This is a genomic window from Ruminococcus sp. D54t1_190329_F1 (assembly GCF_015551645.1).
Classification (GTDB): domain Bacteria; phylum Bacillota; class Clostridia; order Lachnospirales; family Lachnospiraceae; genus Blautia_A; species Blautia_A faecis.
On the sequence record NZ_JADNDC010000041.1, the window covers coordinates 20604 to 36421 of the forward strand.

The window sequence follows — 15818 nt, forward strand, 5'->3', positions numbered from 1 at the left end:
GCCCCCTTTCTCAGATCAATCCGGCCTTTGTAAAACCGTCTATCAGTCTTTGCGGTGTCAGAGGAATCTCAGAAAAGCCGATGCCAGTTGCATGAAGCACAGCATTCCGGATGGCCGGTGCACTTGGAATTGCAGGAGGCTCGCCAAGGGCTTTATTTCCATATGGACCCATTGGATCGTTCAGCTCTACAAACTCAGCAGTCAGATCCGGAGTATCCATCATCGTCATCATTTTATAATCCAGCAAAGTCCCATTTAATGGTCTTCCTGTTTTCTCATCGATAAGAAGCTGCTCAGAAACTCCATAACCGATTCCCATAAACATGCCGCCATGAACCTGCATTGCTGCAAGCTGCGGATTCAAAAGGGTTCCACTGTCATGAACATTCACAATATCCAGAACCTTGATCTTGCCAAGTTTCATATCTACTTCTACTTCCGCAAAACAACAGCCGCTGGCAACTGTATTCTTCTTCACCTGTCTGGAAACCTCTGCTGTAAGGACAGAAGAATTACTCAGACTGTAATAGCTCTCCATAGCCAGATCCTCAAGGGAAATCGCAGGCTTGCCATCTGCCAGAATATAACCATCCTCCAGTTCCAGCCGGTCCACATTACCTGGAACCAGTGTTCTGGCATATTCTAAGATCTTCTGCTTCAGCTGCTGCGCACATTCCTTCACGGCTGTACCGGTGACAAAGGACTGTCTGGAAGCATACGCACCTGTATCAAAAGGCGTCACATCTGTATCCTGCTGGGTTACAATATGTACCCTGGAAATATCCATATGTAAGGTCTCTGCTGCCATCTGGGAAAATACAGTATCCGCGCCCTGTCCAATCTCTGTAGCACCAACCTGCAGCTGTACACTTCCATCCTGATTCAGAGACAGCCTTGCACCTGCAATCTCCAGAGAAATTGGCCATACACCAGTCTTATAGGAAAACAGTGCCATACCAACTCCACGCCGGATATCGCCAGTCTGGTTCTGATATGCTTTCCGTTTCTCATCCCAGTGAATATACTCTGCTCCTTTTTCCAGGCACTCAAAAATACCGTTGGTATTCGCTGCGATTGGCTTCAGATAGGCATCTTCATAATAGCCATGGATCAGATTTTTTCTGCGGAATTCCAGCGGATCCATACCGATTTCATAAGCAATATCATCCATAAAGCTCTCTGTGGCAAAGCAAACCTGAGGAATACCATATCCTCTCATCGCCCCTGCTGTAGGACAGTTGGTATAGACGGTATATGCTTCTCCTCGGATATTTGGACATGCATACTGAAGTCTGCTGGCTGTCAGACCATTGGCTGCTATGGCATGTCCGTGGGATGCATAAGCTCCCTGATTGGAATAGGTAGTCATCTCTTTTGCAAGAAGATGTCCTTCTGCATCTACGCCTGCTTCCATGTCATATTCAATGGAGTGACGGGTTCTGGTATTGGTAAAGGTCTCCTCACGTGTAAGCTCGATCTTCACAGGGCGACCGCCCACCTGCATGGTGAGAAATGCATTCAGAGGTTCATAAAGCACCTCCTGCTTGTTGCCAAAACCACCGCCTACATAAGGCTTGATCACACGTACCTGCCCCCAGGGGATTCCAAGTGCCTGGCCAACAATACGGCGTACAATATGTGGAATCTGTGTGGAAGAAACCACCACGATCCTTCCCTTTTCCATATAGGCGTAAGAAATATTATTCTCAATATGGCAGTGCTGGACAATAGGTGTCTTATAACTTCTTTTCAGCTTCACGGCAGCCTTCTCCATTGCGCTGTCCACATCTCCGATCGCAAAGCTGGATCTTGCCAGAATGTTATCCTTCTTGTCAAGATGAATGGGATGCTCCGTTCCACGCATGGAAATCTTCGGGCTCACGACCACCGGATATTCCTCATATTCTACTTTGATCAGCTTCAATGCCCTGGAAGCTGTCACTTCGTCCTCAGCTACTACAGCTGCAATATCATCGCCATAATACCGTACTCGTCCGGTGAGCAGATTACGGTCTGCCACATCCTGATGAGCAAGCTCCACGGACCAGGGATGTCCTGGGGTGGGATAACAATGATTCGGTACGTCCTTAAAGGTAACTACCTTTACTACGCCTTCCAGAGCCTCTGCTTCGCTGGTATCAATGGATTTTACCACGCCATTTCCGATCTTTGCATGATAAACCCTGGCTACCAGACACTTATTCAGGATCAGGTCATCTGTAAATTTCGCACGTCCTGTCACTTTCTCATAAGCGTCTACTCTTGGAACACTCTTTCCAATCATATGCTTCACCTTCTTTATATTTTTTGCAGCGGATGCCTCCAATCCGCCCTTTACCCCCTCATAAAGGAATGGCCGACGCCGTTCAAAAAACAAGTTTACGGTTCTTCTTTGAACTGATCGTCGGCCCCTTATGCTTCTTCTCTTTCCGTCTCAACCTAAAAAATATTGTACAAAATATTCTTTCAATGCAAAATTATTGTATCATATTTCGCCGGTGTTTTGCAATAATTTTATAAATAATTTAGTTGTTTTATCTGTATAATTTTGAAATTTCTGCAAATTCGAAGCTCTATCAGCCTGGAGCATGTCTGGAAAATCATTCCCGCAATCTTCATTCCCTGCTTTGCGGTATATTTCGCCATGGAATATTGCGTAACTGCCATAATCGCTTCTCTAATTTTTCGCCGTATAAATCCCCCGCAGATCGTAAATCGCATGTCTTGGACACTTCACTGCGCACATTCCACAGCTCAGGCAGACAGACTCTTCTATCACTGCACAGTTATCTGTAACCCGGATTGCCCCGGCCGTACAGGTCTTCTCGCAGATTCCACAGCCAATACAGCTGACTTCACACTGTTTTTTTGCCTCTGCCCCTTTACTCTTATTTGAGCATTTTACTACGATCCAATTGGCACATTCATGGACATGAATGATCTTCTGGGGACATACCTTCCCACATGACCCGCAGCCGATGCATTTTTCTTCATCTATTTCCGCCACTCCATACTCATTCAGGGAAATGGCGCCAAATTTACATTTCTCCACACAGGCTCCACAGCCAATACATCCATCTTTGCATCCATTGTCCCCTGCTGTAACCCTGCACCCCCCATTACATGCCACAACAGCTGACCGATACGGAAATTTCTTCTTTACTGCCATCTCTCATCCCTTCCTTTCATATGGTGTTTCACTAAGAGGAAGGCTGTAACGCCTTACACCATCTCTTCGGAAATAGGCATCTGCTATTGCGGGTGCGGTGGGAATGGATGTAATTTCTCCAATACCAATAGCACCGCAGGCAACCTTAAGGCCTGGCTTGTCGATAACAATGGCATCGATCTTCGGAATCTCATGTGCACGGAAAAGGCCTAAAGAACCATACTTGGAAATAGGTTTACAGTTCTCATCAATGGGATATTTTTCCCGCAGGGCAAATCCTATGGACATTACCACACCACCCTCGATCTGCCCCTCACAGGACAAAGGATTTACCGCTTTTCCCACATCATGAGCAGCAACTATCTCTTCTATCTTGCCTGTCTTGGAATCCAAAATACAAACCTGGGTAGCATATCCATAAGCAACATGGGAAACCGGATTGGGCACATTTGCACCAAGAGGATCGGTCTTCGCAAGATATTCTGCATAATAAACCTTACCGATCATATCTTCTACGCTTAATCCTGCTTTTTTATCCTCCATCAATTTCTCACAGGCTCTTCTGCAGGCCTCACCGGTGATCAATGTCTGTCTGGAACCGGATGTAGTTCCGGAATCTGGTGAAATCCAGGTATTGCTGCGCTCGTAAATGATATCCTCTCTTTTTATATCTGTATTACTCACGATCATCTGGGTCAGTACTGTGCCAAGCCCTTGTCCAATACAGGAAGCTCCTGAGTAGATGTGAAGCTTCTTATCCTCTTCATAAATCAGTTTCACGCGGCCAGTGTCTGGAATTCCAACACCAACCCCTGCATTCTTCATGGCGCAGCCAATGCCCACCGCTTTTCCTGCTGCCAACGCAGCTTCATATTTCGGCTGTACCGCTTCTAAGGTCTCCACAAGACCTGTAGAAGCGTCAACAATCTGACCATTTGGAAGTGTCTCCCAGGGCCGGATCGCATTGCGGTAACGAATTTCCCAGGGAGTGATTCCCACCTTATCTGCCATCATATTCAGAAGTGTCTCTGTCGCAAAACAGGTCTGGGTAACTCCGAATCCGCGAAATGCTCCTGCCGGCGGATTATTGGTATAGTAAGCTGTTCCTTCAATTTCAAAGTTTTCGTAGTGATAAGGACCTGCTGCATGGGTACACGCGCGCTCCAGAACCGGACCGCCAAGAGACGCGAATGCACCTGTATCCGCGGCAACCTTTGCCTTTACTCCCATGATATTTCCATTTTCATCACAGCCCATGGTCATATCCATATAAAAAGGATGGCGCTTAGGGTGGACCAGCAGGGATTCTGCTCTTGTAAGCTTCATCTTAACCGGTTTCTTCGTCACATAAGTAAGAAGCGCACTTAAATGCTGCACGGTCATGTCTTCCTTACCACCAAATCCGCCGCCTACCAGCGCATTCTGTACCTTTACTTTGTCTGTACCAAGAACTAAGCTGCATTCGTGCAGAGTCTGATGTGCTGACTGGTCTGTGGAATATACAAAAACATCTCCGTCTTCATCATAAAAGGACACGGCACATTCCGGTTCCAGAAATGCATGTTCCGTCCATGGTGTCTCAAAATGATGGGAGATCACATATTTGGAATTTTTTATAGCCTCTGCTGCATTTCCCCGGCTGATATGTTTATATGCACAGATATTGTTCTCTTCCTCATCAAATACCTTTGGTGCATTTGGTTTCGCTGCCTCTTCAATCGTATGAATGTGAGGAAGCACCTCATACTCAACCTGGATCAGCTTCGCTGCCTTATCTGCAGTCTCTTTATCCCGGGCTGCCACAAGTGCAATGGCATCTCCCAGATAATGGGTAAGCCCTCCTATCGGAATCAGGGTATACTGATCATGCTTCAAATGTCCAATTTTATTCTCTCCTGGAATGTCTTCCGCCGTAACAACCGCCTCTACCCCAGGAAGTGCCAGCGCCTTGGTCTTATCAATGGAAAGCACTCTTGCACGCGGATATTTACTTCTCAGAGCTGATCCATAAAGCATACCATCCAAATAAAAATCGTCTGGATATTTTCCGGTACCAAGAACCTTTTCCCCAACATCGATTCTTGCTACGCGGGAGCCAATATGCCAGTCGTTGTTAATTTCTTCCGGAAGTGTCCCCTCCTGCATAACTTTAGCCGCGATCCGTACTGCATCTATAATTTTTACATACCCGGTGCAACGGCAATAATTGTTACGCAAGGCATATTTGATTTCTTCATCAGTGGGCTCTTTATTCACATCCAGAAGAGCTTTCGTGCACATTACCATGCCAGGAATGCAAAAGCCGCACTGTACGGCACCAGCCTTTCCGTATGCATACGTATATACCTTTTCTTCCCACTCTGTCAGACCTTCTACTGTAATGATATTTCTGCCATCCAGCAGATCTGTATCCGGCACACAGGCCTTACAGGTTCTGCCATCGATAATCACTGTACAGGCTCCACAGGCACCCTCACTACAGCCATCTTTTACAGAAGTCAGATGTAACTCATCACGGAGAAATCTGAGCAGCTTTTGATTTTTTTTCGTCTCTACCCTCTGGCCATTGACTATAAATACTGCCATGTTGGACTCTCCTTTCTACTACCCCCATGAAAGTCAGATGCTTTTAACTGCGCTCCTAAACTTTCACAGTGAACTATGAGAAACACATTCTGAAGGTTTCCCAAATTATCGCAGCAGTCACCAAGATCTTATGCATGAACATACTTCGGCTCGCTGCCTGTCAAAATATAGATACTGTCCACAGCCCTTAAAAAGCTGTGGACAGTATTTTCTATTACTTTATTTAGTTATCAGATATCCATAATCATCGATCACTGCACAGATCAGCTTCTTCAAACCGTCATACAGTTTATCTGCCGGATCGTCTGCCTTGCAGTCTGTGATCTGGCCTACAAATCTGACCTTACAGGTCTTATTCTCTTTATCCAGAACAACAAAACCATCGTTCTTACTGTCTGCCATGTCTTTCTCATTTGCAAACAGAGTAAATTTATCCTTGTATGGTGCACTTGCGTATGGGCAGAAGCTCTTACAGTTGCCGCACTCATTACACATATAATCTACGTGAATCACCTGATTCATAGCCATTCCAGGAACCTTGATGGAAATATTGGCACGGTTCGGGCACACATCTACACAGTTCTCACAGACTTTGTTACAGGTAAGACATCTCTCTTCCTCTGTCTTCGCCTCTTTGCTGTGCTTCAGGATACCTTTCTTTTCGAAACAGTCTTTCACATCACCTGTCACAGCTGCATCTCTGGTAATCTCTTTGCCAAGAATATCTTTCACTGCCAGCTGTGCATCCCGGATTCCCTCTACGATGGTTGCTGCGCCTCTGGCGCCGTCTCCGGCAACATAGACACCACTCACGCTGGTTTCAAGAGTCTTATCGTTGACCTTTGCTTTTCCTCTTTCATCTACTGCGATCTGGTTGGCAGTGTAGAAATCGGTATCAATCTTTTCTCCAACAGCTACAATCACGGTGTCAGCCGGAACCTCTACCACATCTGCAGTCTCGGTTACACCTGCACGTCCGGAAGCATCCATCTGGCCGAGCTTCATCTTCTTGCAGAGCAGTCTGCCGCCATCAAGACTTACCGGAGAAAGAAGTTCCTTAAACTCAACGCCCTCCTCCAGAACTTCCAGAAGCTCATCCTCTGCAGCTGGCATATAGCGCTTGGTTCTTCTGTATACAAGATAAACATGCTCTACACCTTCTGTGCGTTTCGCAGCTCTTGCAGTGTCCATAGCAGTGTTTCCGCCGCCGATTACAACTACATTTTTGCCAATATTCAGCTTACCATCATTTGCCTTGAAATCACGAAGAAACTTCAGAGCGTTAACGGTCTCACCTTTTTCCAGTTTCAAAGTGCCAGGCTTGCCAGCTCCAATTGCCAGGATCACAGCATCATAGCCCTGTGCTTTCAGATCTGCCACAGAAGTGATTTCTGTATTTGTGCAGATCTCTACACCCATCTTCTGGATGAAAGAAATATCTTTGTCAATAGCAGCGTCTCCAATACGGAATCCAGGTATCACGTAACGGATCACACCGCCGGCTTTCTCTTCTTTTTCAAAAATGGTAACTGCTGCGCCCTCTCTTGCAAGGAAGTAAGCAGCTGCAATACCTGCAGGACCGCCACCAACTACGGCGACCTTCTTACCGTTTGGCTCGCCAGCCTTGATCTCACCGATCAGCTGCTCATAGCCATGCTCTGCTGCTGTCAGCTTGGTGCCACGGATATTTACGGATTCTTCGTAGAAATTACGGGTACATTTGGTCATACAGTTGTGTGCACATAAGGTACCTGTAATAAATGGCAGGGCATTTTTCTCAAGGATCACTTCAAGTGCTTCTTTATATTTACCCTCACCAGTCAGTGCTACATACTGTGGAATATCCTGATGGATTGGACATCCTTCAGAACACGGTGCATAGAAGCAGTCCAGAAGAGGAACTTCTTTTGTGCTCTTTCTGTTCGGAACCGGCTTAATGTTCTTCACATGATGCCCATCAGTAATAGCATCTGCTGCCAGCTTCTTCAGTGCATCCACATCGATTCCTTCCCATTTCTTCGGGCAGATTCCTTCCACCTTATCCGCTACCTGGGTAAATCTCTGATAGCCGCCTGTCTTCAAAAGGGTGGTAGCCATGGTTACAGGCCAGATACCGCATCCCACAATTTTGTCAATATTGTAATAATCTGCACCTCCGGAATAGGAAATTCGAAGTTTTCCTGCGAATTCAGCAGAAAGTTTGGCTGCAAGGGAAATGGACAGCGGGAACAAAGCTTTGCCGGACATGTACATTTCTTCACTTGGAAGCTCATTTCGGGTAACATCAACCGGGAACGTATTGGTAATCTTTACACCAAATTCCAGACCCAGTTCTTCGGATAATTTCATCAGACGTGTAAGCATGGGGACTGCATCCTCATACTGCAAATCGTCTCTGAAATGGAAATCGCCGAATACCATATAATCATATCCCATCTCATCCATGGTCTTTCTTGCAAAATCATAGCCAAGAAGGGTCGGGTTGCACTTTACAAAGGTATTCAGATGTTTCTCTGTAAGCAGATAATTTGCAATGCTCTCAATCTCCTGTGGAGGACATCCATGCAGTGTGGAGATCGTAGCAGAATTACAGACATTGGATGGGATTGCTTCGATGTCTTCTCTGGTAAAGTTCTGGAACTTGTCAGCATTGTCCAAAAGCCATTTTCTGCATTCCTGGAAAATAACAGTGTCCTTTGCTTCCATCATTCCGTCAATAAAGGTATTGACCTTGTCTCCCTTAATTCCTGCAAGATCATATCCTACGGAAATATTAAACTGGAACCCATCCTGTGCACCCAGGCCGAATTCTTTTGCGATCACATGAAGGATAAACCATGCCTTGATGTACTCGCCCATCGCGTCCGGAACAGTCAGCTCAGTTGACCATTCGCAGTTATATCCCTCATCATCTGCAAGAATGCACGGTTTATTCACACATGCTGAAAGCTCTGCGCCATCCATCTTCTGAACTGTCTTCAGCTCAAAAAAACGGGCTCCTGCATAATAAGAAGCGATGATATTCTGTGCCAGCTGGGTATGGGGACCTGCTGCCGGTCCCACTGGTGTCTCCAGGTTTCTGGTAAAAATAGTCATATCATTCTTCGGATCTGCTGTGTATGGGCGATGTACCCCAAATACAGTGTCCTGCCCTTTTTTCTCCTGAAGGACCCAGTCCATCAGCTGCCCGAAAGGCATACATGTCATAATATCGCTCATATTTATTTTCCTCCGTTAATATCGTCAGCCAGTTCCTGTGCAGACTGACGGCAGTCAGCCATAACCTTATCTACGTCACAAACCAGCACTTCCCTGTCTTTCATAAGAACCTTGCCGTTACATACAGTAGTCACAACGTCATGTCCTGTAGTTCCAAACAGAAGATGTCCGTTTACATTGTCTGCTCTCATAGGTGTAAGCGGGTTGTAATCCATTACGATCACATCGGCAGCTGCCCCCTCTTTCAGAACACCAAGTGGTTTCTTAAAGTAGCGGTTGGCAATAATTGCATTGTTCTCAAAGAGCATCTTGGGAACCTCACCCCATGCAGCATTTGGATCGCAGAGATGATGCTTGTGAAGGATATTGGCAACCTTCCAGGATTCCAGCATATCGTGGGTGTATCCATCAGTTCCAAGTCCCGTAACGATTCCCTTATGTACCAATTCCATGGTAGGCGGACATCCGCAGGCATTTCCCATATTGGATTCCGGATTGTGGACAACCATGGTGTCAGTCTCTTTAATTAAATCCATCTCATGCTCGTTAATATAAATACAATGTCCCAGAAGCGTCTTCGGCCCAAGAATATTCCAATCGTAAAGTCTGTCTACAATTCGTTTGCTGTGCTCCTTCAGGCACTGATGAAGGTCATAGATTCCCTCTGCAACATGAATATGATAGCCAACACCATCTGGCTTCAGTTCGTTACACAATTCCATGGTCTCATCGGAAATAGTGAAAGATGCATGCATACCCATCATAGCAGCGATCATGTCGCTGTCATCTGCAAGTGCGTGTTTGATAAAGTTCACATTCTCCATTACAGATTCTCTGGACTTGTCCATGCCGTCACGGTCGGAAATTTCATAGCAAAGGCAGGTACGGACACCAAGATCCTTAGCTGCTGATTCAATAGCACTGAGGGAACCGGTAATATGTCCAAAGCTTGCGTGGTGATCAAATACAGTCGTTACACCATTCCGGATACTGTCGATGTAAGTAGCCATCGCAGAAAGTCTGGTCTGCTCCAGGGTAAGATGACGGTCAATGGTCCACCACTGTCCATCCAGAATATCCAGAAAGCCCTTGGGATTATATCCTTTAATACTCAGACCTCTGGCAAAAGAGCTGTAGATATGCTCATGGGTATTGATAAATGCAGGCATGATAACTCCGCCTCTGGCATCTACAAATTCTCCATCTGGATATGCTTTTTTCACCTCATCTGTAGTCCCCACCATAACTATGGTGTTACCATCCATTGCAACTGCGCCGTTCTCTATAAATGCCTTGGATGCGTCCCGTGTGATCATTCTTCCATTACCAATAATAAGCATATGGCATCCTCCTTTACTTGTTAAAATTGTTGAATCAAAAAGCACAATTCAACATTTTTTAGGATATTTTATACAGATAATGTAACACATTCCCATATAAATTTCAATAGGAAATCTAAAAATATTTTTGGCTTTCTCAAAATTTTTGTTCAGACAAACTAACTGAGCACAGACAAAACAGGCTCTAGGGCATGTTTGAAAATGCTTTCTACAAGCTGTACGTCACAATTCGAGGGAGATTTTGCCCGCAGTCTGCATAAACATGAAAACAAGGCAGTCTGTCAATTAAACAAACTGCCTTGTTCTCTCTATTAATGGATTTTTCAAACAAGCTCTATTCCATAGCTGATTTTCCATCTACATTATTCGTATATGTATCTTTATAACTCCCGGATCACATGCAAAAATTTCCGGCCCTTTTTCCATAATTCAGGATCAATTTCCACCTCATAGCCTTTGCCATTCTGCACATGCCAGTCATAAAAAGAGCGGTCTTCGTCTGCATATTCTTCCATAACATTCATGATCGTACCGCCATGTACCACAAGTGCTGCCAAAGAAATCCCATTACGGAGACAACCATTTACAGCTTTCTGGAAGCCGGTCACATTGCGTCTTTTAAATTCCTCTCTGCTCTCTCCTCCCGGAAATGGCAGAAGTCCGCCAGAATCGATCCAGGACTGGTAATGTTCATTTCCGTCTAGTTCCTGATAATTTTTATTTTCAAATTCTCCAAAATCACATTCTGCAAGCTCATCAATAATATTCAGCTTTTTTCCGGGAAAAAGGATTCCTGCTGTCTGGGTACAGCGGATCATAGGACTTGCATAAACTGCCTGTACCTCCGGATAAGCAAGCTGCGCCAGCATATTCCCAGCCTCCGGACAAAGAGGCTCATCCGTCCTTTTTCCTATATATCTTTTTAACTTATTTCCCTGGGTTTCCCCATGACGAACCAGAATAAGTTTAAGCATTTTTGATCACCGTCCCAATTCCACATACTACACGTATTACCTTTTTGCTTTTTGATGCAAGATCCGTACAGACTCTTCCCACTGCTTCCCGGTACTTCCGGTCAAAAGCATCCATTGGGACAACGCCGTATCCCACTTCCTGGCTTACCAGAATGATATCCGGATTTTTCTCCCATAATTCTTCTGCCAGTCTGGTCAGATCTTTGTCTGCTTTTAATTCTTTTTTGATATACTCCTGAAAATCAAGGACGCCTTCTGCATTCATAAGCTCTTCTTTTTCCAGATCAGCTCCATTTTTCCAGCAGATATCAGGATGATGTTCTTTTGCATAGGTGCTCTTTCCCTGAAAAGCACCTCCGATGATCATTTCCATTGTTACAATTCCTCCCTTTTTTCCCAGTTCCCGGAGCGTGTCTGTAAAAGGCTTTCTGCAAGATGTACGTCACAATTTGTGGGAAATTTTGCCCGGATGAGGGCGCATAGCAGGCTACGACAACCGAATTCGGGCAAAATATACCGCAAAGTGGGGCGTGCAAATTGCGGGAATGATTTTTCAGACATGTCTAGATAAATACAGAAACAACAGCCAGTACAACAGCCATTCCTACCTCACAAAGGCACAGAAAATAGCCTGCCAGGTCACCTGTGATCCCGCCAAAATATTTCATTGCTTTATAATGATAATAAAGGAAAACAAGTACTGCAGTTCCAAATGCCAGAATGCCCATCACAGGCTGGATGCATATCATCACCGCCAGAAGGATTCCCAGATAAACGATCAGCACATTCCGCACGATCATATCTTCTGCTTTTCTGGAAAATTCTGCTACAGTTCCATCTTTACGTGCCTTTGGAAACATCATGACACTGATTCCGGAAAAACATCTGGAAACCATAAATCCGAGAGCCATGATCAAAAGTGCCCGCCTGTCCGTCCACAACTGGCTGTAAGCTCCATACCATATCAGAAAAAAAGCACAGGCTGTAATAACCGCAAATGCACCGGCATGGGAATCTTTCAGAATTTCAAGACGTCTCTCCCTTTCCTGCCAGGAGCTTAATGCATCCGAAGTATCCAGAAGACCATCTACATGGATTCCACCTGTCACCACTACCGGAACCAGTACAAGAACTGCTGAGACAAAAGACGGATTAAATCCAAATTTTCCCCCTGCCCATCCTACCAGATAAGAAAGCGCTCCAATTACCAGGCCGATAAAAGGAAAAAAACAGAATGTATATTTCATATTCTCCTTGTTCCAGTCTGCCATTGGCATAGGGATTTTTGAATACATGGCAAATGCCACTTTAAAATTATTCCACAGCATTTTCAATGATTTTTCCTCCTTTATGCCAGATTGGAATCCCATATACTACTTCAACCACCTCATCAGCCATTTTTCCAATGTTTTGATTGATTATCCCCAGATATTCCTGATAGCGGATGGTATCGCCCTCATAACTGGCTGCTTCGGAAAAAATCTCATTGGTGACAATTACCAGATGACGTACCTGGCTTCTCAACTTTTTTATGCCTTCCAAAACGGCTTCCACAGTTTTTTCACCAGCCCCTTTTTCCTCAAACATCTCATTAGCGGCAAGATTGGACATACATTCCAGAAGAACCACAGCATTTTCCGGGAAATCCAGATTCTTCAATCCGGTATAACATTCAACTGTCTCGAATCCTTTTCCTGCACGCATTTTCTGATGACGTGCCACACGCTTATGACTTTCCTCGTCATATGGATGCATGGTTGCAATATAGATTCTTTTTGCCGGTCCAAAAGATACTATTTTATCTTCTGCAAAAGCAGATTTTCCGCTTCCGCTTCCTCCGGTCACAACTGTCATCATATTAATTCAGCTCCTCGTACTGATCCACGTGAATATCATCAAATGTACTTAATGTATTGTAAAGAGTAGCTCCCATATCAAGAAACGGACAAAGGGCAATGGCTCCAGTGCCTTCCCCAAGACACATGTCAGCATGAAGCACAGCTTCTTTTCCAAGCTCATCCAGAACAAGATGTGCTGCCGGTTCTTTGGACACATGACTGGCGATCATATAATCCGCTGCCTCCGGGCAAAGTCTGGCTGCTACAAGAGCGGCAACTCCGGAAATAAAACCATCAATAAGAACCGGAATCTGTAATGCAGCTCCGCCAAGATACACACCTGCCATTCCTGCGATATCAAGGCCTCCAACTTTTGCAAGCACGTCTATGGAATCTTTTGCATCCGGCTTGTTTAAATCAATGGCTTTCTTGATTGCCTGAATCTTGCGGGTAAGTCCATCGCTGGAAAGTCCTGCGCCACGGCCAGTCATGGTTTCCACTGGTTGCCCCAGAAGCACAGATGCAACTGCACTGCTGGTTGTGGTATTTCCAATTCCCATCTCACCAGTTGCAAAGAGACGATACCCCTGAGCCTTCAACTCTTCTGCCATAGCAATTCCTGCTTCAATTCCTTTTATGGCTTCTTCTCTTGCCATAGCAGGACCTTTCGTCATATTGTGGGTTCCATACATAACTTTCAGATCTGTACGTGCTGTGGTGTCTCTTACCATTCCCACATCCACTGGCTTTACATCCACTCCACACTGGTGACACATTACACAAGCGGTAGTGGTTTCTTTTACAAAATTATCTGCTACAATTGCAGTAACTTCCTGTCCTGTCTGGGTAACCCCCTCTTCTACCACGCCGTTGTCTGCACACATGGCAACAAGAGCCTTTTTTCCAAGATCCACTTTCTCTTCTCCTGTAATTCCAACGATCTGCGTAATCAGATCTTCCATTTTTCCAAGGGAATGGAGAGGCTTGGCAATGCTGTCCCATCGCATTCTGGCTGTTTTCATTTTTTCCTCATTCAAAGGCTTTATCTGTTTAAGTGTTTCTTCTAATGTCATGATTTCCTCCCGCTGGTAAATACCAGGAATTTACTGAATATGTAATTTAATGCCAGAACTACAAACTGGGTGATAAATTTGCCGGCCATATCATTCATGTGTATGATCTCCGCAAAGAACCATACGCCTGCTACTTCGATCACCATTGTTACACCTCTCGCTCCGACAAATTTGCAGAATGGACGGATATGGTCTTTCAAAGTCTCGCATTTGTCCTGAAAAACAAATTTAGAGTTTACCACATAAGCAAAAAGAATTGCCAGAATAATCGAAATCACATTTGCAAGATCTCTTTGAACTCCTGCCTGGCGCAGAAGAAAAAAGCTCACCAAATTCACCAGTGTAGTACATCCTCCAAAAAACACATAACGTACCACATCACTGGCATACAGTTTCTTAATGAGAGCAGTCATGGTTTACCTCCTGATAGACATCCTCTTTTCCACGAAGAATCTGGGAAATGATATAACGTGGACGCCGTTTTACTTCTTCGTATATTTTTGCAATATAATAGCCGATGATTCCAAGACTGAGCATAATAGCGCTTCCAATAAGCAAAAGAACGATAAGGGTAGTTGTATATCCCTCTACCGCTCTGCCGGCAAAAAATTGTACCAGCGAATAAATAATCAAAATCAGGGAGCATCCAAAGCATGCCCCTCCTACGACCGTTACAAATTGCAACGGTGCTGTAGTAAAAGCCACAATATTGGTAAACGCGTATTTTATCAAGGACCAGGTAGACCACTTAGACTGTCCAGCTTCTCTGTCCCGCACCTCAAATTCCACATAAGTGGTCTTAAATCCCACCCAGGATGAGGTCGCACGGAAAAACATATTTCGTTCTGGCATAGAAAGAATACTATTCACTGCTTTCCTGTCCATCATTTTGAAATCCGAAGCATTCTGCATATTCACACCTGTAGCCTTGGACATGATTCCATAGAAAAAGCCAGCGCTCTCTTTGTGAAGCAGACTTTCCGTTCCTCTTGATTTCTTTACGCCTTCGATTACTTCCCATCCCTGCTCCCAGAGATGGTACATGAAAATCAAAGTTTCCGGCGGGTGCTGCAGGTCACAATCCATAACTGCCACCACATCTCCTGTAGCCTGGGCCATTCCTGCATATACTGCTGCTTCTTTTCCAAAATTTCTGGAAAAATGAACGCCAAGAACATTTCCATCTTTTTCTCCGGCTTTGGTGATTTCTTCCCAGGTTTTGTCTTTTGAGCCATCGTCAACAACAACTAGTTCGTAGGAAATGCCGGCTTCTGCTAATACTTCATGAAGAACACGACAGGTTTTTCCTACCATCAGTTCTTCGTTATAAGCTGGCAAAACCACTGATAATCTGCTCATTTTTTCATCCTCTTCTCTGCTGACAGCCTTGTATATTTATGTTTAAAACATGACAGCAGATCTTATTCTTTTCGATTTTTCAACGTTCCCATTATATTACAAATCCAGTGGGCAGGCAACCTTAATTGATATTCTTCAGAATTTAATAACAAAAAAACGATAACCAACCGGCTACCGTTTCCGTTCTGTACCTTCAAAACTACATACATGTTACATCCTAATGGAATCATTTTACCTCTGCGTGAGTCCGGCAGCCACTT

The 15818-nt window shown here is 44.8% G+C and carries 13 protein-coding genes and 1 pseudogene; 1 reads left to right on the top strand and 13 read right to left on the bottom strand.

Going from position 1 to position 15818, the window contains the following annotated elements:
• Positions 1 to 10 precede the first annotated feature (10 nt).
• From xdhA to I2D69_RS16275, 7 genes are all read right to left on the bottom strand, one after another.
• Entirely contained in the window at positions 11 to 2284 is a 2274-nt protein-coding gene (gene xdhA, locus I2D69_RS16245; protein WP_195380241.1) for a xanthine dehydrogenase subunit XdhA, read from the bottom strand.
• A gap of 393 nt (positions 2285 to 2677) precedes the next feature.
• Positions 2678 to 3169, bottom strand: a complete 492-nt coding sequence (locus I2D69_RS16250; RefSeq protein ID WP_195380242.1) for a 4Fe-4S binding protein — start codon at positions 3167 to 3169, stop codon at positions 2678 to 2680.
• Between the two features lie 3 nt (positions 3170 to 3172).
• Positions 3173 to 5755, bottom strand: a complete 2583-nt coding sequence (gene xdh / locus I2D69_RS16255) for a selenium-dependent xanthine dehydrogenase (protein WP_195380243.1) — start codon at positions 5753 to 5755, stop codon at positions 3173 to 3175.
• Positions 5756 to 5974: 219 nt separating this feature from the next.
• Entirely contained in the window at positions 5975 to 8974 is a 3000-nt protein-coding gene (gene ygfK, locus I2D69_RS16260) for a putative selenate reductase subunit YgfK (RefSeq protein ID WP_195380244.1), read from the bottom strand.
• 2 nt (positions 8975 to 8976) lie between these two features.
• Complete coding sequence (ssnA, locus tag I2D69_RS16265) at positions 8977 to 10314, bottom strand: putative aminohydrolase SsnA (protein WP_118583354.1); 1338 nt, start codon at positions 10312 to 10314, stop codon at positions 8977 to 8979.
• Positions 10315 to 10694: 380 nt separating this feature from the next.
• A complete protein-coding gene (locus tag I2D69_RS16270; RefSeq protein ID WP_173716604.1) occupies positions 10695 to 11288 on the bottom strand; it encodes a histidine phosphatase family protein in 594 nt (197 codons plus the stop codon).
• Positions 11281 to 11661 carry a bifunctional adenosylcobinamide kinase/adenosylcobinamide-phosphate guanylyltransferase gene (locus I2D69_RS16275; RefSeq protein ID WP_195380245.1) on the bottom strand — a complete coding sequence of 127 codons (381 nt, stop codon included), beginning with the start codon at positions 11659 to 11661 and terminating at the stop codon, positions 11281 to 11283. Before I2D69_RS16275 ends, I2D69_RS16270 begins: the two co-directional genes overlap by 8 nt.
• Before the next feature lie 106 nt (positions 11662 to 11767).
• Here I2D69_RS16275 and I2D69_RS21235 point away from each other — a divergent pair.
• A pseudogene (locus I2D69_RS21235) lies at positions 11768 to 11815 on the top strand (DUF6783 domain-containing protein); the annotation flags it as partial.
• Between the two features lie 36 nt (positions 11816 to 11851).
• Here I2D69_RS21235 and cobS read toward each other — a convergent pair.
• From cobS to I2D69_RS19855, 6 genes are all read right to left on the bottom strand, one after another.
• Positions 11852 to 12616: an adenosylcobinamide-GDP ribazoletransferase gene (gene cobS / locus I2D69_RS16280; RefSeq protein ID WP_306797110.1), complete on the bottom strand. Its 765-nt coding sequence runs from the start codon at positions 12614 to 12616 to the stop codon at positions 11852 to 11854.
• A complete protein-coding gene (locus I2D69_RS16285) occupies positions 12603 to 13145 on the bottom strand; it encodes a bifunctional adenosylcobinamide kinase/adenosylcobinamide-phosphate guanylyltransferase (protein ID WP_173773575.1) in 543 nt (180 codons plus the stop codon). The genes cobS and I2D69_RS16285 overlap by 14 nt, the downstream gene beginning before the upstream one ends.
• Position 13146: 1 nt before the next feature.
• Entirely contained in the window at positions 13147 to 14199 is a 1053-nt protein-coding gene (gene cobT / locus I2D69_RS16290) for a nicotinate-nucleotide--dimethylbenzimidazole phosphoribosyltransferase (RefSeq protein ID WP_173773576.1), read from the bottom strand.
• On the bottom strand, positions 14196 to 14612 hold the full coding sequence (locus I2D69_RS16295; RefSeq protein WP_173771960.1) for a GtrA family protein: 417 nt from the start codon (positions 14610 to 14612) through the stop codon (positions 14196 to 14198). The genes cobT and I2D69_RS16295 overlap by 4 nt, the downstream gene beginning before the upstream one ends.
• Positions 14596 to 15558, bottom strand: a complete 963-nt coding sequence (locus tag I2D69_RS16300; protein ID WP_195380246.1) for a glycosyltransferase family 2 protein — start codon at positions 15556 to 15558, stop codon at positions 14596 to 14598. The genes I2D69_RS16295 and I2D69_RS16300 overlap by 17 nt, the downstream gene beginning before the upstream one ends.
• A gap of 62 nt (positions 15559 to 15620) precedes the next feature.
• Positions 15621 to 15818, bottom strand: a 198-nt coding sequence (locus I2D69_RS19855) for a hypothetical protein (RefSeq protein WP_207741822.1), incomplete at its 5' end; no start/stop codon positions are given.